The sequence below is a fragment of the Vibrio navarrensis genome (assembly GCF_015767675.1).
Taxonomy (GTDB): Bacteria; Pseudomonadota; Gammaproteobacteria; order Enterobacterales; family Vibrionaceae; genus Vibrio.
In genome coordinates this window covers 989,742-1,009,203 of the sequence record NZ_CP065218.1, presented here as the reverse complement: position 1 = coordinate 1,009,203, position 19,462 = coordinate 989,742, and the positions used below count along the sequence as shown (strand labels likewise).

16 protein-coding genes are annotated in these 19,462 nt (G+C 47.3%); 4 read left to right on the top strand and 12 right to left on the bottom strand.

What is annotated here, in order from left to right; all coding sequences use genetic code 11:
- The first annotated feature begins 1 nt into the window (after position 1).
- Positions 2–841 carry a phosphate ABC transporter ATP-binding protein PstB gene (pstB, locus tag I3X05_RS21175; protein ID WP_045570108.1) on the top strand — a complete coding sequence of 280 codons (840 nt, stop codon included), beginning with the start codon at positions 2–4 and terminating at the stop codon, positions 839–841.
- 23 nt (positions 842–864) lie between these two features.
- Positions 865–1,617: a phosphate signaling complex protein PhoU gene (phoU, locus tag I3X05_RS21170; RefSeq protein WP_045570107.1), complete on the top strand. Its 753-nt coding sequence runs from the start codon at positions 865–867 to the stop codon at positions 1,615–1,617.
- Between the two features lie 97 nt (positions 1,618–1,714).
- On the opposite strand, the gene arsB is transcribed toward phoU, so the two are convergent.
- From arsB to I3X05_RS21140, 6 genes are all read right to left on the bottom strand, one after another.
- On the bottom strand, positions 1,715–2,809 hold the full coding sequence (gene arsB, locus I3X05_RS21165; RefSeq protein WP_193157459.1) for an ACR3 family arsenite efflux transporter: 1,095 nt from the start codon (positions 2,807–2,809) through the stop codon (positions 1,715–1,717).
- A 44-nt stretch (positions 2,810–2,853) separates the two neighbouring features.
- Complete coding sequence (locus I3X05_RS21160) at positions 2,854–3,192, bottom strand: metalloregulator ArsR/SmtB family transcription factor (RefSeq protein ID WP_045570105.1); 339 nt, start codon at positions 3,190–3,192, stop codon at positions 2,854–2,856.
- A gap of 287 nt (positions 3,193–3,479) precedes the next feature.
- Complete coding sequence (locus I3X05_RS21155; protein WP_045570104.1) at positions 3,480–6,590, bottom strand: efflux RND transporter permease subunit; 3,111 nt, start codon at positions 6,588–6,590, stop codon at positions 3,480–3,482.
- Positions 6,587–8,023, bottom strand: coding sequence for an MFP transporter (locus I3X05_RS21150; RefSeq protein ID WP_337971245.1), 1,437 nt, complete (start codon positions 8,021–8,023; stop codon positions 6,587–6,589). Before I3X05_RS21150 ends, I3X05_RS21155 begins: the two co-directional genes overlap by 4 nt.
- A gap of 104 nt (positions 8,024–8,127) precedes the next feature.
- Complete coding sequence (locus tag I3X05_RS21145; RefSeq protein ID WP_039442181.1) at positions 8,128–8,469, bottom strand: carboxymuconolactone decarboxylase family protein; 342 nt, start codon at positions 8,467–8,469, stop codon at positions 8,128–8,130.
- 32 nt (positions 8,470–8,501) lie between these two features.
- Positions 8,502–9,482 (bottom strand): SLAC1 anion channel family protein, encoded by a 981-nt coding sequence (locus tag I3X05_RS21140; protein WP_045570102.1) that lies wholly within the window; start codon positions 9,480–9,482, stop codon positions 8,502–8,504.
- Between the two features lie 347 nt (positions 9,483–9,829).
- Here I3X05_RS21140 and I3X05_RS21135 point away from each other — a divergent pair, with 347 nt between their 5' ends.
- Together I3X05_RS21135 and I3X05_RS21130 are read left to right on the top strand one after the other, a co-directional pair.
- A complete protein-coding gene (locus I3X05_RS21135; protein ID WP_039442185.1) occupies positions 9,830–10,303 on the top strand; it encodes a Dps family protein in 474 nt (157 codons plus the stop codon).
- 185 nt (positions 10,304–10,488) lie between these two features.
- Positions 10,489–11,286 (top strand): AraC family transcriptional regulator, encoded by a 798-nt coding sequence (locus I3X05_RS21130; protein ID WP_045570101.1) that lies wholly within the window; start codon positions 10,489–10,491, stop codon positions 11,284–11,286.
- An 86-nt stretch (positions 11,287–11,372) separates the two neighbouring features.
- Here the strand turns inward: I3X05_RS21130 and alr are convergent, their stop codons facing one another.
- The 6 genes from alr to murQ all read right to left on the bottom strand — a co-directional run bounded on the left by alr (position 11,373) and on the right by murQ (position 19,227).
- The gene (gene alr, locus I3X05_RS21125; protein ID WP_045570100.1) at positions 11,373–12,599 is read right to left on the bottom strand and encodes an alanine racemase; all 1,227 of its coding nucleotides are present in this window, start codon (positions 12,597–12,599) and stop codon (positions 11,373–11,375) included.
- A gap of 47 nt (positions 12,600–12,646) precedes the next feature.
- Entirely contained in the window at positions 12,647–14,278 is a 1,632-nt protein-coding gene (locus tag I3X05_RS21120; protein ID WP_045570099.1) for a methyl-accepting chemotaxis protein, read from the bottom strand.
- Positions 14,279–14,537: 259 nt separating this feature from the next.
- Positions 14,538–14,699, bottom strand: coding sequence for a 4Fe-4S dicluster domain-containing protein (locus tag I3X05_RS23875; RefSeq protein WP_082069637.1), 162 nt, complete (start codon positions 14,697–14,699; stop codon positions 14,538–14,540).
- A 256-nt stretch (positions 14,700–14,955) separates the two neighbouring features.
- Entirely contained in the window at positions 14,956–17,379 is a 2,424-nt protein-coding gene (locus I3X05_RS21115; RefSeq protein ID WP_193167361.1) for a M9 family metallopeptidase, read from the bottom strand.
- Positions 17,380–17,729: 350 nt separating this feature from the next.
- Positions 17,730–18,299 (bottom strand): PTS transporter subunit EIIB, encoded by a 570-nt coding sequence (locus I3X05_RS21110; RefSeq protein WP_045570097.1) that lies wholly within the window; start codon positions 18,297–18,299, stop codon positions 17,730–17,732.
- Positions 18,300–18,324: 25 nt separating this feature from the next.
- Positions 18,325–19,227 carry an N-acetylmuramic acid 6-phosphate etherase gene (murQ, locus tag I3X05_RS21105; RefSeq protein ID WP_045570156.1) on the bottom strand — a complete coding sequence of 301 codons (903 nt, stop codon included), beginning with the start codon at positions 19,225–19,227 and terminating at the stop codon, positions 18,325–18,327.
- Positions 19,228–19,462: the final 235 nt, after the last annotated feature.

Genomic DNA, 19,462 nt, shown 5'->3' with positions numbered 1-19,462 from the left:
GATGATAAGTGAAGCTATTATGAACAAACACGCGCTTGTGACACCACAGGTAAAAAGCACAGCCAAAGAAGCGGTCCAAGCCACACAGATTAAAATGGCCGCTCGTGATGTGAAAGTTTTTTATGGTGAAACTGAGGCGCTACACGGCATCAATATGGATATCATTGAGCATGAAGTGGTCGCATTTATTGGCCCTTCTGGTTGTGGTAAATCGACCTTTTTACGCTGTCTAAATCGCATGAATGACACCATCGACACGGCTCGTGTTGAAGGTTCAGTGACCTTAGATGGGCAAGACATCTATCACCCAAGTTTGGATGTGGTGCAGCTACGCGCCCAAGTCGGCATGGTGTTTCAAAAGCCTAATCCTTTTCCAAAATCGATTTATGACAATATCGCCTATGGTCCTAAATTACATGGCCTGGTGGATAACAAAACCGATTTAGACGAAATCGTCGAAACCAGCTTACGTCGTGCGGGCTTGTGGAAAGAAGTTAAAGATCGCTTATCGGCACCAGGCACGGGTTTGTCAGGTGGCCAGCAACAGCGTTTGTGCATTGCTCGTGCGATTGCGGTTAACCCTGAAGTGATTTTGATGGATGAACCTTGTTCGGCGCTTGACCCTATCGCGACCTCGATCATCGAAGATCTGATTGATGAGCTCAAAGGCAGCTACACCATCGCGATGGTGACACACAACATGCAACAAGCGGCGCGCGTTTCCGATAAAACCGCTTTCTTCCACTTAGGCAACTTGGTTGAACTGAGCGAAACACGTGAGTTGTTCACCAACCCACGTGATAGCCGCACTGAAGATTACATTACTGGCCGTTTCGGTTAACGATTGTATTTTAGGAGAACTTTATGACAACTCATGGTGTCGATGGGCACACCTCCCATAGCTACAATAGCGAAATGCGTTCTATTGTGGATAGCGTGGTGAATATGGGTGATTTAGTCATCGCACAGGTGCGGGACGCACTTGATGCGTTTATGACAGGTAATACCGAACTGGCCAAGCAAGTCATTGAACACGATCATAATATCAATTTGTTAGAACTGGCCATTGATCAGCGCTGCATTGATATTTTAGTCAAACGCCAACCCGCAGCCCGCGATTTACGTGCGGTGTTTTCGATCATGAAAGCGATCATGGATCTTGAACGAATTGGCGATCAATCTAAACGGATCGCCCATGCGGTGTTGCGTTTAAAGGAGCACCATCCGGGTGACAAAGACTATTTTGATGGTATTGAATTACAAGAAGATGCGTTTGAAACAATTAACGCGAACGTGATCAATATGCTGCAAAAATCGATGAACGCTTTTCACGATCTCAATGCACACGATGCGCTAGAAGCAGCAATGTTAGATAAACAAATCGACAACAGCTACGGCGATATTTTGCGTCAAAATGATAAAGATATGCTGGTGCAAGGCACTCACTATCAAACCATTTTAGAGATCACGTGGATAGGTCGAGCGGTCGAACGGATTGGTGATCACGCGCGCAACGTTTGTGAGTACACGATTTATTTTGTCACTGGCTTAGACGTACGCCACCAAAAAGATCAAGCGATTGCCGATCTTTTAGCGAGTCAGAAAACCCGTTCGTAGTGATATTGCTCATTGGTAAAAAGGCTGCAAATTCGCAGCCTTTGATTTTTTAGGAAAACCAATCCGGAGTTTAAATCCGTTACGCCCCCATTCCACCTTAAGCATTATGCGGTTTATCACTAGGATGAATGGCATAGTATTTCTTTTTCATTCGCAGCGCGACGTTAACCAAAGCGATTAAGACAGGCACTTCTACCAAAGGTCCAATCACACCAGCAAACGCTTGGTCAGAATTTAACCCAAATACAGCGATTGATACGGCGATAGCCAGCTCGAAGTTGTTACCAGATGAAGTGAAGGCAATTGAAGCATTTTGATCGTAAGGAATGCCCATACGTTTCCCGATGTAGAAGCTCGTAAAAAACATCACCATAAAATAGATGATCAGTGGTACGGCAATACGGAACACATCCATCGGTAACTCAATGATCATTTCACCTTTCAGACTAAACATCAAAACAATGGTCGCCAGCAGCGCAACCAGCGTAATCGGTGAAATACGCGGAATAAATACCTCGTTGTACCATTGCTCACCTTTAGCAGCCACCAACCATTTGCGGCTCAAAAAGCCAGCTAAAAATGGGATGCCTAAATAAATCAGTACACTTTCGGCGATATCGAGAATGGTAATATCAACTACAAAACTCTCTAGCCCAAAATATGGCGGCAAAACAGTAATAAATAGCCACGCCATAAAACTGTACGTGACAATCTGAAACGCGCTATTTAAGGCAACTAAGGTTGCTCCGTACTCTTTGTTTCCGCCGCTGATATCATTCCAAACCAACACCATAGCGATGCATCGAGCAAGGCCGATCAGGATGAGTCCTACCATATAACCAGGTTGATCGCGTAAGAAAATGATGGCTAATGTGAACATCAAAATCGGTCCCACGAACCAGTTCATCACTAAAGAAAGCGTTATCGCGCGTTTATCACGAGTTACCTCACCTAAAAGGCTATAGTTCACTTTCGCCAATGGCGGGTACATCATTAAGATTAAGCCAATCGCAAGTGGGATATTGGTTGAACCAACAGATAGGCTTTCGTTCCACTGAGCGACTTGAGGAAATAACACGCCAATCCCGACACCAACTGCCATTGCAAGAAAAATCCATACGGTTAAGTATCGATCAAGAAAACTCATTTTTTCAGATGCGCTGGTTTCGACACAGCTTGAGATATTACTCATACAGCCTCTTTAAGTTTAAATTGATAAACCCACGAAATAAAACATCATTCGTTCACACCATTCGAACATGACTTGCCTTGGATGAACTGCAACTCTGGCTCGATAAATGTCAAATTATGCTTAAGGGTGATCTCCAGCACTTGCTTGACCCAAGGAGCTAGCGCGGGGTTGATACGGTAGTAAACCCACTTACCACGTCGTTCATCCAGAACAACCCTGTGCTTTCGTAATTCGGCAAGATGCCGAGAGACTTTGGGTTGACTGAGATTCAGCGACTCCATGAGATCGCAGACACACAACTCTCCTTGCTTCTGCATTAAAAGCAGAGACTTAAGCCGAGTTTCTTCAGAAAGTGCTTTGTAAAGAAGGATTGGATCAAACATAGGAACTATTCAACGCAATAAAACATATGAAATATCATATATCTCATTTCCCGTATATGTCAATTTTTCAATTAAGCTGTGCTTCTGAGAGATAAGTTAGATTAGTAAAAGTAAGTCGATACCTATAAGAAATTAGCGGCTTAATATTGATACAACATTGGAATGGGGCAAAAGCTTGTTACAGTGCCCGATGGAGCAGAACCTTTGGCCGAGTATCGATTCACCCACCTTATTTGCTGCTGAATGAATCACACAAAAGAGCTCGTAGCCTGTTCCACCTAATAACCTCATAGCGCATCGTTCCGTAGGTTGGGTTCTGACAATTTACTTAAACCCAAGTCATCGAGAATAAGTAACACACAAGGGACAATAATCGAGGCCAGCAGCGTTGCCGATATTAAGCCAAAGGCGATACTGGCAATCAACGGGATCAAAAACTGCGCCTGAGTACTGCTCTCGGTTAACAGGGGTAGCAGCCCTGCAAAGGTGGTGAGCGAAGTGATAAAAATAGCGCGGAATCGGTCATGAACAGCGTCACGACAAGCATCCAGCAAATCGACACCTTTGGCGATGTTCTCTTTAATAAAGTTGACCAGCAAAATATTGTCGTTCACCACAATACCAGCAAGGGTAGCAAACCCCACAAGGCTCGGAATCGTCAAATCGAGCCCCATCGCTAAGTGGCCCCAAACAACACCTATCCACCCCATAGGAATGGCGAGCAATACCGCGATCGGTTGGCTGTAACTTTGGAATAGAAAAGTCAGGATCAGATAAATCCCGATAACCCCCAGAGCAAAGAAAGTTTGCAACGAGGCGCCAGTATCGGCGCTTTCTTTGTCTTGCCCTTGAGAAACAAAGCTCACGTCCGGAAAATTCCTTTTCGCATTAGGGACAAACGTCGCATAGAACTGCTGCATAATTTCCCTGGCGTTGGCAACTCGGGTGTCGATATTTCCTTGTACCGTGACCGTATTGATGCCGTTTATTCGGTTAATTCTGGAGAAGGTTTGTTGTTCTTCAAAGTCAGCAACAGCAGACAGTGGCACGAGCGTCCCGTTTGCCGCGGTCACCATCAGATCCTTGAGTTCTTGCAAACTGGCTTGGTGAGTAAACTCCTCAAGGCGCACCGTGATATCCAGAATCTCACTGCCCTGAAACACCGTCAGATCGGTACTGCCTTTTACCGCACTGCGAAGTGTCTGGGCGAGCTGTGCAGCGTTAACGCCCATCACGCCAGCTTCCTCTTTGAGTTTTACATGAATTTCAGATCGCCCGTAACGCAGATCACTGGAAAGATTAAAAACGCCATCAAAGCCTTTCAGCCACTTGATAAGAGAACGACTGACCTTGTCCAGCTCTTCAAGAGAGCTACCCTGCACACGGATATCAATACCATTGCCAGCGATGCCCCTTTCCTTATCGGTAAACTTAAGTGACACAACATCTGCCGTGGGGCCTGTTTTCTCCTTCCAGCGTTGCACCAGATATTTGATGCTCTCTTGACGAAATTGCGCCGGAAGTAAATCCGCACTCACTGTCGCCATATGAGGCCCAGATTCGTTAGCATCGATATTGGTGTTGTACATGATTGTTTTGCTTCTCATCAATGGCTCTGAATCGGGGAATTTTCCTGAATATTCTTGATTCACTTTGTCCAGAGCTTGGGATAACTTAGCAACCACCTCTTCGGTTTGAGAAAGCAAGCTGCCCTGTGGCAGCAGAACACGCGCCTGAAGCGTATCGCTTTCCAGTGATGGCATCGCTTTAAACTTAAGAAGCCCTGCGGAGAAAGTGGCGGTTGAGAGCAGCACGACCATAGTAAGAACGCCCAGCGTCAAGTATGGTGCATTCATCGCTTTTAGCGACAGAGGAACAAAAAACTTATCTCTTACCCTTTCAAAACTGGCGATAAACCTCTCTCGCACCGGGTTTGAACTTGACTCAAGATGGCTGTGCGCAAGGTGCGCAGGAAGAATGAAAAAAGCTTCAATCAGGCTTACCAGCAAAGTAATTAGCAAGATGATCGGAATGTAGCGTAGAACCTCTCCCATGGTTCCGCTCAAAAACATCAGCGGGCCAATGGCCATTACGGTGGTGGCAAAGGATGCGATGACGCCTGGAAACACTTGTGCGGTGCCTTGAACTGCAGCAGCAAATGCAGGCATACCCGCTTGCCTTTTGGCGGCGATGTTTTCTGCGATGATCAGCGAATCGTCCATTAACAGGCCGATGGCAACGATAAGCCCCACCATGGTCATCATATTCAGGGTATAACCCAACACATACATGGCAAAGATTGCGCCTAGGAAGGAGACCGGCAACCCCAACGCGACCCAAAAACTAAAACGAATATTAAAGAATGCCCAAAGCATGAGAAATGCCAGTGCCAGCCCTTGTACTCCGTTGCTGGTCAGAATTCTCAGCCTCTCATCAATATTCACGCTGACATCCTGAGTAATGGTCAATTCGACACCTTGCGGCGCACTCATCTGCTCTTTTTCGATCAAATGAACAATCGCCTCTTTGACTTTCAGAGTGTCCTGAGAATCGCTTTTGGATATTTGCAACAGCGCAGCTCGCTGGCCTTGGAAGAGAATTTTATCCTCTTCATTAGCAAACTTTTGCTCAATGTCAGCAATATCACCCAGCCGAACTTGAGTACCATGTTCACTCGATTTCACGACGATTTTTTTCAGATCGTCGACGTCATTACTCATTTGATCAAAGCGCACACTCAGATCTTCGAGATCGTTAGTAAATACGCCGGCAGGGGTACTGACACTTTGCTGCTGCACAAGGTTGGATAAGTCAGAGATGCTCAGCCCGTATTGCTTAAGCTTCCACTGAGATACACGAATTTCAATCTCCTGATCGGAAAAGCCACCAACTGAAACCTGAGCGATGAGAGGGTGTGATTTCATCCGGCGTTTCACCTCTTGGGCATAGAGGTAGAGATCTTTCGCTGACATATTTCCGCTGATAGCGACACTGGCGACTGTCGCTACCCTATCAAGTTTATTGACCGTGATCTGCTCAACTCTGTCGGGGAAGTCACTAATGGCGTTGACTTGCTGCTGAATGTCCGAGGTGAGCGCGTCAGTATTTTCACCCTCATCGATTTCCACATTACCAATAGCCATGTTCTCTCTGGCATCACAGGTGAACTCTTTGACACCGTTGATCAGATCGATAGCCTCCTCCAGCGGGGTGCAAATCTCTTCAACCACTTCGGCTGGGGAAGCGCCCGGGTAACTAATGCGAATTTCGATGTTTTTGGTTTGAGTGACAGGGAAGGTGTCTTTTTGCAATTTAGGTAACGCAAAAGCCCCGAGCAACAATATCGCAACCATCAGCACATTCGCGCCAGTGGGGTGTCGAGTAAAAAATGAGATCATAATTTGACCTCACTCTTTGCTTTACCTAACTTAAACCCGCTTTCTTTATCCAACCATGGGTCGATATTTTTATCGGGTTGCGGTTTGAGTAACATTCCTTCAACGGCTGGGAAAAGCTTGCTTAAAACAACAATATCGTCCTTCTGGATGCCCGATTTGATAACGGCAACCTGACCCTGAACAAAATCCACTTCTACAGGCTGAATTTTCAGTTTCTCCTCTTCCACCAAGTAGACCTTGTCGTTATGAATGGCGTTTAGGGGCAGTAGGATCTGCTCGCTCATCACTGGTGCTTTCAGGGTCACTTTGACAAAGGTGTCTCTAATCAGTGGTGGCCTTTTGCCCGGAGACGCCTGCTTGAGCGGGTTGTCAATTTGCACCACAATACTCTGGCTTTGTGTCTGCGCATCCACCTGTCCGCCGGAACGGCTGACGTTCGCATCCCAAGAAATAAGGTGGTCCCCTGCGTTCAGTTCTACCCTTGCCTCAAGATCCGTAAAGCCATTACTGTTTGTTTTACTTAGCATTTGCGCTCTTCTCAGAGGACGCATTTTGCCAAGTGGGAACTGGGCACGGATCTCAACCGCATCAATCCCATCGGCTTTTAGCATGAGCTCGCCTTTATTAACGTATTCCGCCAGACCAATTACTTTGTCTGTGACTCTTATATCGAAAGGGGCTTTGATAATGGTGTGTTCAAGATCGCGCTTAGCTATCGCCAGTTCCGTCAGAAGTACCTTTTGTGTCGCTTTGTTAATCGCCAGATTATTTTTTTGCGCCTGAAACTGTTGCTGGCTGTTGAGAAGATCTTTGGCCGCTTTATCTCTCTCTGTTTCGGATATATGGCCCGTTTTACTCAGGCGAACCGTACGATCATAGTCTGATTGCTGAAGCTGATACTCTCTTTCGGCAATATTCAATGTTTCCAAAATAGTTTGAGCGGTCAGTTTTGCCACTTCAAGTTCGGCTTGCAAACGGGCAATAGCGAGTTCATAAGATGAGGGATCCAGCCTGAGAATTTCACTACCTTGCTTGATAAGGCTGCCATCATGATAGTTATCCGCAACCCAGACGACCACACCTTCCAACTCCGCTTGGGCTTGCCAGTCTCTGGCGGGTTGGGTGTGGCCATAGCCTACGGCAGAAGGTTGGATCTTTCGTGGGGTGACTTTAAGTACCCGAACCACCTTTTTCCCCGTATTATCAATAGCTTTGGGTGGTTCTGCTTTCATTGCTGGAGCTAATAGGAGCATTGCAACACCGAGAAGGACCGGTGGTATAAATAAAGATCTTTGCGTCCATTTAAATCTTGCCATGCCATGCTCCGTATGAATCATCTTATCTATATTAGAGATTGCTAAAAAAGATAGCACACAACCATGTGCATGATCATTGAAGATGCTTGATTTTTGATGGAGTTGGGAGCTCACCACGCCGATTAATGACTCTTCTGATATTGCAAGCAGTATATTTACATTGAACGGCGATAGATCATCTTCTCCTTTCTCCTATCATTCATCTACTCCATTGCTTTGGATTATTCACAAAACTCATCCACCGCAGCCAGCGCTTGTGTTCCATAAATCACAGCAGGGCCACCTCCCATCAAAATAGCCACATTAATCGTCTCAACCAACTCCTCTCTGCAAGCGCCTGCTTTAACAGCGGCTTCAACGTGAGAACCAATACAACCGTCACAACGGACATTGATAGCAATAGCCACCGCAATCAGTTCTTTATATTTTGTTTCCATTGCACCTGATGCAAATGCCGCTTTATGAAGGCTTAGGAAAGCATTAAGCGTGTCAGGGCTCTCTTTCCGAAAAGCCGACCCTAATTTGCGTTGTTGCTGATTAATCTCTTTATAACTTTTGTTCATGATTCTTCCTCACTGATATACCTAAATTTCGTTTATTCCGGCTTGCATATTTCACCAGCCTTTATTGCTTTGAGTGTATTAAACGACAGCCACAAAACGAGTAGCGTCAGGCCCCCCAATAAGGCAACGCCAATGTAAAAGCCTATGGGTGACAGCGTTAACTCTGCATATCGAAATAGAGCTACATTAAAAGCCGCCACCGGAAATGAGTACGCCCATGAAGAGAGAAAAAAGCCACTTTTTCGAAACTGATTAATGTTGAGCGCCAGCAAAATAGCGGTGAATAGTGCAACAGAGATGAGTATTCTTGAAAAATCGGTCAACTCTGGAACCAATGAGCTATAAGACACAAAACCAATCGATGGAGGCGCTAACAAGATAAACAGCATAGGTTTGAAACGCGCTGGCAGAGCCTCATGAAAAATTAAACGGTTAATGATGATGGTTAATAATACCAACCAGAAGACGATACCAACGCCGAAAAAGAACCAGCTTATTTCGATAAAACCCAGCTTAGCCCCGGTGATTGGAGCAATAATATTGCCAACAACAGGGATGAACCAACTCGGGTTTGCGTGCTCTAGCCGATAGTGATCATGGTGTATCCAGCTATGCATAACCAGCAAGGTTAGCGATAACTGAACCACCGCGCCGAGCCCCCACAAAACATAGGAGAGCGATTCGAATCTGTGCCAAACGACTGAGAGAAGTAAAAGGCTAATAGAAAAAGCAGCAAAAAAATTAATTTTTATTGGATGCTTTGTTTCTGCTATCACTGCATTTGGATAACGCGTGATTTTTAGTAAATAGAGTGCGCTCACCAGCAGCATGACAGTCGTTGCCAAAATACTGCTAAAGGTGGTTATCACAGGAAAGGATGTCCCAAGCGCTTTTTGCCATGCAATTGATAAGCCGCTCAACCCCATAACGATGGAAAACATGGAGATAGGGAAATGTACCAATCGGCTTTCTTCCTCCATTGAGGATATCTGTTTAGTAGAGACGTCTTTCATATCAAGCCTTTTCAGTCGGTAGGTTGTCGCAATATCGCACTAACACCAATTGTGATGAAGATCTATTCACCACCACATGAATACCCCGGCTTTGTTGCTCTCAATGAAGAATGTGGCAGCGATGATCTATCGTTGAATCTAATATACGCCTATCCGACTGACGTTTTTATCCAGAAATATGACAAAACACATTCCTATTACGACAAGTGGTTTTTTTACCAAATGAACTATTATAGAGTCATTACCTATGGACTTTGCTGCATAAGTAGATTCAAAAAGGATGCTCGATCGATTTTTCTATACTTGTGTACCGAGCCTGAATGTTATTAATAAATCAAGGAGTCAATATGGATACTATCAATATTGGAATTAATGAAGCTGACCGCATTGCCATTGCTGAAGGCTTAAAGCGCTTATTGGCCGACTCTTACACACTTTATCTGCAAACTCACAATTTTCATTGGAACGTAACCGGTCGACAGTTCCGCGATCTGCACCTGATGTTTGAAGAGCATTACACCGAGCTTGCAACCGCCGTGGATGACATTGCTGAACGCATTCGTTCATTAAATATTGTCGCACCAGGCACTTATAAATCTCTAGCCGCACTCACTTCGATCAAAGAAGTGGAAGATATCCCGCCCGCCATGGAGATGGTTAAAATTCTTACGCAAAGCCACGAACAGGTGATTAGAACTTGCCGTGAGATACTCACCATTGCTCAAGACGCCAATGATGAATCGTCAGCAGCACTGATTTCCGATCGTATGCGTGTTCACGAAAAAACAGCATGGATGTTAAGAGCGATGTTGGTTGCCTAGATCACGTTTATCGCCTGACGGGGTTAACGAGCCGTTAGCCCCGTTTTATAGGCAGTAGTAGTGAAAGCCTTCAGCACCTATCTTCCACCGTAAGAGTTCACTGCTAAAGAGTACGCTTCAGGACTCTAGCAATGTTCATGAGTCATTCCTAAAATACCTATTTTGATACGTTTTAATGAGACCGGATGTCAAAACAAACTCCTCACACAGCAATGTTATCACCCAGCGATGTTGCCTTTATTTTGGATCCAACACGGCCAGTGCTTACTCATTGCCGCAGCATGGTCGCCGAGTCAGCTATCGAGCCCCACGCCCATCCGCGAGGACAGCTGCTATGGAGTGCGAAAGGAATATTACGAGTGACCAGCGAAAAGGCGGTTTGGGTGGTCCCGACAACCCATGCGGTATGGATTCCGGGCGGTCATTACCATCAAGTAAGTAATGAAACCGCGACACAAACTCGTAATTTATACATTGACCCCTCGTTTTGTGTACGTCAAAACTCCGATAAAGTCGTCATGTTAAAAATGAGCTCGTTAATGAGAGAAGTGATACTCAGGCTGACAGAAAATGCGGGGGAGCTCACCCAAAAAAGAGCCCATCACCTAGGCTTAGTCGCCCTTGATGAGCTTGAATCTTTACCAGCATTAGAACTGTATATTCCATCCGGGCATGATCCTCGTCTGCAACGCCTGATCAGCCTTATTGTGAATCAGCCAGAGCAATCACTGCTGCTTGAGCAATTAGCAACAGAGGTTGGAGCCAGTGTTCGTACTATTGAACGATTGTTTAAAGCAGAAACGGGGCTAACATTTCGTCAATGGCGCAGCCGCTTTCGTTTGATGAATTCTCTGGAGAAAATTACTCAGGGTGCTAAGACAACACTGGTTGCGCATGAATTAGGCTATAGCAGCGTGAGCAGTTTTATCTCTTCTTTTAAAGAGATGTTTGGTTGTACACCTCAAGAGTATGCTCAAAAGTAACGTGGTTATTCTGTCGTTGCTGTGGGTTATTTAACTGACGACAAGTCGAGCAACAAAAGATAGCTAAACGTAAATGACAGAATTGACTATTTAACGTAGAAACGCGGGTTGCTGGTGCCCCAAATGGTATAAAGCTCTGGGAAAATCACCTCGGCGTTTTCTTCCATTTCACCTACAGAGATGTGCTGGTTTTTTTCAGCGCCAAAGAGCGTCACCTCATCGCCGGGCAACACGCCTTTGATCTTGGACACATCCACCATCGTAGTATTCATTGAAGCAACGCCCACCACATTGGCGCGTTGGCCGTTGATCAGCACTTGCGCTTTGTTGCCCATTTTCCGTGGGTAGCCATCGGAATAGCCGACCGTGAGGTTTGCCATCACTGCGTCATCTTCCGTGGTAAACGTGCTGTCGTAACCCACCGTGCTGCCTGCCGGAAGCGAATGAAGTGAAACAACGCGGGTTTTAAACGCCAAAATAGAAGGGTACTCAGGGTTGGTAGGGAGATCGCCATAGAGCACACCACCCGGACGAACCATATCCAACTGGGCTTCAGGGACATTCAACGCCGTGTAGGAATTGGCCACATGTAGGGTGATCGCTTCACGTTTTAGCCCTGCACTTTCCATTAACCATTGTGCATGTTGGTTAAAGCTTTTTAGCTTTGTTCGTACCTCTTCTGCATTGTAATTCGGAAAATGGGTCATGATACCGACCACGGCAACCGAAGGGTGTGTTGCAATGGCGACTGCTTCTTTTTGTCCACGTTCGGTGCTCATATCAATGCCATTACGGCCCATGCCACCGTCGTTAAGAGCAAGGTGAACCTTGATGGTTTGCTTGTGCTTTTCGGCCAGCGCCGATAAGTCACGCGCTTGTTGCTCGCTGCCGATCAACTCCTCGATTTGAAGATCCAGACCTTGCTCAATTTCACTGTAACTTGCTGAGCGAACACGCATCAGTTGTCCGGTGAAGCCACTTTCTCGAACTAATTTAGCCTCCGCATTACTGGCGATCGCCACGCAGGGAATCTGTTGTTCAAGAATGGTTGGCATCAAACCACGAATTCCGTTGCCATAAGCGTCGGCTTTCATCACCGCACAAATTTTAGTTTTTGGGGCTATGTGCGATTTAAATTGTTCAATGTTGCTTTTGAATTGGCCGAGGCTGATTTCGAGCCAAGCATTGGCCCCGGCTATTTGGCTGGTTTGGTGAACCGTACTATCGAGTAAGAGAGGTGCGCTGTAAGAGAAAGCCGGAGTGAGACTGGCGCTGGCGATGGCAATAGACAGAAGGGTCTTTTTAAAGTTCATGTTATTTCCCTAAGAAATACCCCAGCACTCAGGCTGGGGCGGTTGTATTAATTCAATTTAAAGCGACTCATGACGTCTTGCAGCGAGACGGAAAGTTGAGTCAATTCACGGCACGCTTGCGCGGTTTGCTGCGACCCTTGCGCGACTTCTTGCGAGGCCATGTGGATGTTTTCTATATTGCGGCTGAGTTCTTCGGCAACGGAATCTTGTTGTCCACATGCGGTGGCAATTTGCGCCCCCATGTCCGCAATGTTGGCGATGGACTTTTCAATCGAGCCGATTAACTTTTGTGCGTTGTTGCCTTGCTCAACACAAGCATCAATGCTGGATCTTGATTCCTCGGTCGCGTGTTTTGCTTGTTTTGCCAATTCCTGCAGTTTCTCGATGATTGCGGTGATTTCACCAGTTGAATCTTGAGTGCGGCCTGCCAAGGTTCTCACTTCATCGGCAACCACCGCAAAGCCACGGCCAGATTCGCCAGCGCGAGCCGCCTCAATCGCTGCGTTCAGTGCCAAGAGGTTGGTTTGGTCGGCAATACCACGAATCACATCCACCACCACGTTGATCTGGTTCGATTGCGCTTCAAGCTCGGCCACCGTGTCGCCCGCTTTGCCAATGATGTCGGCTACTTCTTCGATTGACACCACCATTTGATGCGTCTCTTTCGCGCCTTCTTGCGTACGGCGATTTGCGTCGTACGCTTGCGATGCAGAGTCTTCGGTATTGCGTGCAACGTCTGCCACTGCGGCTTTCATTTCAGTCATTGCGGTTGCAACCAATGTCACCTGCGTTTGTTGATCCTTCATGCCAGAAGCTGAGATTTCAGAAATCTGTGTCATCTCTTCTACTGCACTGCTTAATTGGGTTACAGCGGCAATCACATTATCGATCACTTGGCGTAGATCGTCTTGCATCTTGATAGTTGCGTCCGCCAGCTCGCCCAACTCATCGTTACCGATCGCCTTACGGTCGAGCTCTTGCGACAGGTCACCACGTGCAATAGCGTTCGCCTGACGAACAACAATATTCAGTGGCCCACAAATGATACGAGTTAATAGCAGTGTCATGATCACCATAACAGCGAAGATAGCGATATTGCTGATAACGGCAGTGGTGTTCAGGCCGTTAACAGACAACAAAATTTTCGTCTTGTTGCTGTCCATTGCACCTTTGAGAATCGCGACCAGCTTGTTCACTTCCGCTTCAATCGATTCAAAGGTCGACAGTGAGTTGATGAGGATTGGATAAGCGAGTTCTTTGTCGCCTGCAAGCAATGCGTCGTTAAACTTATCCATGGTGCTGAGGTAACCACTCCAAAGTGACATTAAACGGTTGTAGGTTTGCTCTTCTTCACCCGGCCAAACGCTTTTGCCATACGCGGCAAGTTCCGTTTCGATCTCTCGACGAATGCCTTCATTACGTGTGATGGTCTGTTTGATTTGGTTTTCGTCGTGCATCGCTAACACAGCAAATTGAGTACGACGCCAATAAGAGATTTTATCTCGTACCGCATCCACTTTTTCCATCGCGGGCAGGGTGTCATCGGTGTAGTTTAATAGCTCAGACTTAACCGTTTTGAGCTCTGTAGACAAAAATATCCCGAATGCGATATTGATGATGGCTATAATTGAAAAAGCGGCTGCGATTTTCTTGCCGATGGATAGATTTTTAATAAACATGAATGAGTTACCCTCTTTGCTTGGTATCAATGACTGCTATTGCAACCTACATCCATATATTAAAAAGTGTGACTTCCTACCAAAATTTTGCGCAATTTATCATCTTTATTATTATTTGGCGATATTTATTTTGAGCTCTAAATAAAACTTGGTGTTTATCACTTAATATTGGAATGATTTCTCGTACAGCTATCGCTTCAACTCGACGTATTGACATAAGCATAGAAAGCAAAGTGCACTTCATCCAACCGAAGCGCGTTTAATTTGGGCAGTTCGCTTCGCCATCACCTTCAAACTGTATCCGCTTGATGTTCCGTGCCAGATCGTTGATCTCACCGATTTTACAGTGTAAACAGTTGGCTGCATTAATGTGTAAATAAGGACCGATTTGGGGCAAACAATGGGAGGGGCAACGATGCACTCACCCAAGCAATGCTGAGCCGCTCTACCCTATTTGCAGCTGGCCCAGAGAGATACGTGAGAGGAAGAAGAAACTTACACGTTTTGACGAGCACATTGAAATAATTATAAAAGCGACAGTTATCTTGACGTCGGACTCACTGAACAACTCTCACTAATTGAGAAACTCAGGCAGAGATTGAGTTGACAGCAAAGTTAAAACCTCAAACGCCACCTTGCGGTGGCGTTTGTTTTTCATTTGTCTTTCCAACTAATGATCAGTGGAAGTAAACCACCATCTCGACATCATCGCCTTGTTGTGGCGCGTTGAGTGAGAAATGCAGGTAGCCCGCTTGCTCAACAGGAATCGCGAGGTATTGGTTGTTGCCAGCGTAGCGAGATGCAAACTGGTGCTGCTCTGGGGTTGGCCAATGTTCACGGCTAGCGTATAGGTTTACGTTGCCTTGGTTGTCTGAAGGGGTGAGATCGCTAAGCCAAATGCGCACTTCGCTCACGCCCTCTGGGACATACACCGCGGCGTAGCGCTGCTGGTGAACGGTCAAATGCTGTGCTTGGCCCGATTGCAACACCACTGGCGCAAGGTCATCTTGCTCTTGGGTTGGTGGTGTGGGTGCCGCGGTGTCCAGTGTTGTGGTTAGGTTCACGGCTTGGTAGCTACCACGACCAGTGACGCTCAGATAGTAGCGGCCCGGTTTCACGTAGCCAGAAGCGTCGGCGGCAAACTGAATTTCTTCATTGCTGCCATCGACAAATTCACTCACTTCAAAATCGTAATAGTGGGCCACTTGGTTGTAACTCATGTAGAGATCCGCATCGCCATCGCCCTCAATGGCTACGCTAAAGTGGGTGGTGTTGGCGGGCACATCCACGTAGAACAACTTCTCACTGTAGGCTTCGCCGCTGAGGGTAATGATTTGATTGGCCAGCAATTGCGTCACACCATCGTTGGGCTCCGTTGGCGTATCTGGGTCGGTGTCTGGGTTTTCTGGCGTCAACTCTAAGCCATCTAACCAGCGAGCAAATTCGCCGTCGTATTGTTGGCCAAGGGTTTGTACTTGCTGCGCCCACTGCTTGAACTGGCCAGAGCGCGACAGAGCCAATAGCCCCTCAACCTCTTGCGGGTGGTTTTCCAACATGAAGCGCACCGCCAAATAACCCCAGCGATAAATGCGATTGGTATCGTGCGAGTAGCTGGTGGCAAACACTTGCGAGAGGCTCATTTTGCCTTGTGCAATCAGTTCGATGGCCGCTTGATAGCCCTGTTTGTAATGCATGTACTCAGCAAAACCCTCTAGCCACCAAACCACATAGCCGTGAGCGAGGTTGTCGCTAAACGAGCCATATTGGTTAAAGCGCGCGTCCAAGTAGTGGGTGTATTCGTGCTCTAGGTTCAGAATCGAGAGTTCTTCGCCATTAGCGTAGCGATAGGCGACAAAACGAGCGGTGTTGTGCTCATCGGCCGGGTTGCCTTCAAGGTACTGGCCGCCGTTGTCAGTGGTGTTGCCAAACAGAAACGCGGAGTAATCGACATAGCTGTCTTTGCTGGCGAACACCGCCACTTCCACACGTTGGTTGTGATCGTCCGCCACCGGCTGCATACCAGTATTCGCCACTTGGTGGAAATCGGCTTCTTTCGCGGCCAACACATCACACGCTTTGGCGGCTTGCTCTGGAGTGAGATCTTGTGAACGGATGATCGCTGGGCCTTGGCATTCGTGGCGGTTAGGCAATACACGAGCGGCGAGATCGCGCTTCGCTTGCGGCAAATCCAAACCATTTAAGGCTTCTGGTGCGAAGTAGCTGAGCATTTCCACCGCTGCGAGCCACAACTTATCGTGTTCGCTACCTAATGGATAACGAGCCATCACTCGTTGCATTACTTGTACGGCTTTTTGTTTAGTGGCTTTGTCTGGGCTGGCGATCAAACGGCCCGTTTCGCGCAGTGCGTTAAACACCAAAAAATCGGCATCGGTACCCTGCGCCCATGCGTTTTCATTGGCGAATTTTTCCAACGTATCGATGTGTTGGGTGTGGCTGGCAAGGTAGCGATAAAACGCATCGTTGGCGATATGGCCCGCCATTGAGCGGAACAGGTTGTTGAGGCCATCAACCCACTGAGTATTTTTTGCTGTTTCAGGGTTGAACTGTTGCAGTGCCAGCATCATGGCGTCCATGGTCAGCGGCAGTTGCTTAATGTTGTCCACCATCAGCGTGAGACTTTTCATCGCCCCCACTTGCTCGCGCCCTTGATCAAGGGCATGAGGGTTGGCTAAAAATGCGTTGATTGTGTGAGCGAATCGTTGGCCAAGGGCATCAGAAAAAGCAACCACGTTCCCTGCGTTATAACGAACGTAGTAGGCGGCGCGAACGTACTCACCCAAGTTTTCAATGGCGCGCGCTTGCTCGGCTTCGCCTTGATACGTTTGTACCGCTTGGTGTAGTGCTACCTGAACGCGGCTTAAGCTTGCTTCGCTGTAGATGTTGTCCAACGTGTCGGACGAGGCATAAAACCAACCGCTGTAACAGGCGTAATCGGCACTGGAGATGGCGGCGGCAAGATCGGGCGATTGCTGCAATTGGGCAACATCGCATGAGTTTTGCGCAAAAGAAGCACCAGAGACCGATGCCAGTAAACAAGCGAGAGCCAAACGGCGATGAGGGAACGGAACAAGCTGAGACATAACAACACTCATTGATTAGAAAATAATTTGAGGGGCGTGTTATAGGCCTTGCGCGCCACAAAATGAAACTCATCGCATAAACTTTATGAGGCTAGTTCAGAAAATAGATCCATTTTTCTAATTTATAGAATTGAACGGCATGGATTTAATCTTTGAAAACGTTAATAAAAATTTCAATAAATGGGATGAAATAACCTATATACAGAGTCAAACCTGGTTCAACAACACGCTTTTTCGGCAGGAAAAAGTTTGAGGTAACGTGTTTTGAACCTTGTGTTTTTAGAGATAAGGAGCGCGCCCTTGAGTGCTCAAAGGCGCAGCCAGTTCATTCCTATAGGGGGAAGAATAAATCAGCTTAAATCGACGTCTTTGCTGCCAAAGAAGTAAGTGGCGAGGAAGCCAACCACGTAGGAGATGAGCAGGCCAACCAGAAATACCGCCATGCCTGCGAAGATGCCGCTGTGCGATGTCATCAGTGGGATCGCCACGATACCAGACGGGCCAAACACGGTATTCAAGCCGACAGGTAAGCCAAGGTAGGAAACCAAGCCGATGAAGAAGAAGCCCGCCGCGCCACCAATACAGGCCGTCACAAACGGCTTGACGCGTGGCAGGGTGACGCCGTAAATCAGTGGCTCACCGATGCCGAGAATGCCCGGGATGATCGCCCCTTTTACTTGCGTGCGCAGCACCGCGTCTTTCTTCGCTTTGCCGGGGCCAAGGATGATCTGAAATTGCTCATCGCTTTCCACCACGCCCATGACGCCGGGGATCTGCTTAATCACAGCTTGATCCGCTACGCCATTGTTGGCCAGCGTTAAGCGAAGTCGGGTCATGCAGTTGCCACATTTGCTGACATTACTGCTGCCACCCACCGCAGCCAGCAGCTGCGAGATCATTGTTTGGGTTATCTTTGCCATAACGGTCTCCTTGAAACCTCAACGGTTACTTGTCGTTTAGCGCAGCGCGGATAAAACCGTTGTGCTGTTGTAATTTGGCTTTGGCTTGCTCGGCGTCTAGGCCAGAAAGAATCATTAAAATCGCGGTTTTGCAGTGGCGATTGCACGCCTTTAGCGCTTCTTCTGCTTCTTCTGCGCACACGCCAGTGACCTCTACAACGATGTTGGTTTGGCGTTGGATCAGCTTGGCGTTGGTTGCTTCCACATCCACCATCAAATTACCAAAAACTTTGCCACTGCGGATCATCGCGCCAGAGGTCAGCATATTGAGCACCAGTTTTTGCGCCGTGCCCGCTTTCATGCGAGAAGAGCCTGTGACCACTTCTGGGCCCACCACGGGCAAAATGGCGATTTGCGCCGCATCGGCCATCGGGCAAACCGGATTACAGGCGATCGACACCGTCGTTGCGCCAATCAAGGTGGCGTATTCCAAACCGCCCAAGACATAAGGTGTGCGTCCACTGGCGGCAATGCCGACCACCACATCGTTGGCTGTCAGGTTGAGTGATTTGAGATCGTTTTGCGCCAGCTCTCGGTTGTCTTCGGCATTTTCCACCGCTTTTAGAATGGCAGTGTGGCCACCGGCAATCAGGCCAACCACGAGCTCTGCCGGAGTGCCGTAAGTTGGTGGGCACTCACTGGCATCAAGAATGCCTAAGCGGCCCGAGGTACCTGCGCCCATGTAAATCAAACGGCCACCGTGGGCAAACGCATGTGTGATGGCATCCACCGCTTGGGCGATGTGCGGCAAAACCGCTTCCACCGCCAGTGCGACTTTCTGATCTTCTTGATTGATGACTCTGAGCATCTCGACGGTGGACAGGGTATCAATCTCTGCACTGGCTGGGTTGCGGCTTTCTGTAACCAAACGGCTTAAATCAATTTTCATGGTGGACATTTCTCGATAATAGGTTTTGAACTGAGGGCGATTCTATGGAATAAAATATTCGGTTTTGGTGATAAAAATCACACTTAAGGTTATTCTTTAGGCAGATGAACTCTGGAATAATGGGACTAATTCAAGGGTGATAATGACCGTTATTTGAAGAAAAGTCGCTTTTAATTAGTGGTTTGCTGATTTCTGTTTTTATTTTTTGTTTGGAATAATTTATTTAATCTTTTTG

Coding starts and splice junctions, on each gene's coding strand:
- pstB (WP_045570108.1), top strand. CDS start 2: ATGATAAGTGAAGCTATTATGAACAAACACGCGCTTGTGACACCACAG.
- phoU (WP_045570107.1), top strand. CDS start 865: ATGACAACTCATGGTGTCGATGGGCACACCTCCCATAGCTACAATAGC.
- arsB (WP_193157459.1), bottom strand. CDS start 2,809: ATGAGTAATATCTCAAGCTGTGTCGAAACCAGCGCATCTGAAAAAATG.
- I3X05_RS21160 (WP_045570105.1), bottom strand. CDS start 3,192: ATGTTTGATCCAATCCTTCTTTACAAAGCACTTTCTGAAGAAACTCGG.
- I3X05_RS21155 (WP_045570104.1), bottom strand. CDS start 6,590: ATGATCTCATTTTTTACTCGACACCCCACTGGCGCGAATGTGCTGATG.
- I3X05_RS21145 (WP_039442181.1), bottom strand. CDS start 8,469: ATGAACAAAAGTTATAAAGAGATTAATCAGCAACAACGCAAATTAGGG.
- I3X05_RS21140 (WP_045570102.1), bottom strand. CDS start 9,482: ATGAAAGACGTCTCTACTAAACAGATATCCTCAATGGAGGAAGAAAGC.
- I3X05_RS21135 (WP_039442185.1), top strand. CDS start 9,830: ATGGATACTATCAATATTGGAATTAATGAAGCTGACCGCATTGCCATT.
- I3X05_RS21130 (WP_045570101.1), top strand. CDS start 10,489: ATGTCAAAACAAACTCCTCACACAGCAATGTTATCACCCAGCGATGTT.
- alr (WP_045570100.1), bottom strand. CDS start 12,599: ATGAACTTTAAAAAGACCCTTCTGTCTATTGCCATCGCCAGCGCCAGT.
- I3X05_RS21120 (WP_045570099.1), bottom strand. CDS start 14,278: ATGTTTATTAAAAATCTATCCATCGGCAAGAAAATCGCAGCCGCTTTT.
- I3X05_RS21115 (WP_193167361.1), bottom strand. CDS start 17,379: ATGTCTCAGCTTGTTCCGTTCCCTCATCGCCGTTTGGCTCTCGCTTGT.
- I3X05_RS21110 (WP_045570097.1), bottom strand. CDS start 18,299: ATGGCAAAGATAACCCAAACAATGATCTCGCAGCTGCTGGCTGCGGTG.
- murQ (WP_045570156.1), bottom strand. CDS start 19,227: ATGAAAATTGATTTAAGCCGTTTGGTTACAGAAAGCCGCAACCCAGCC.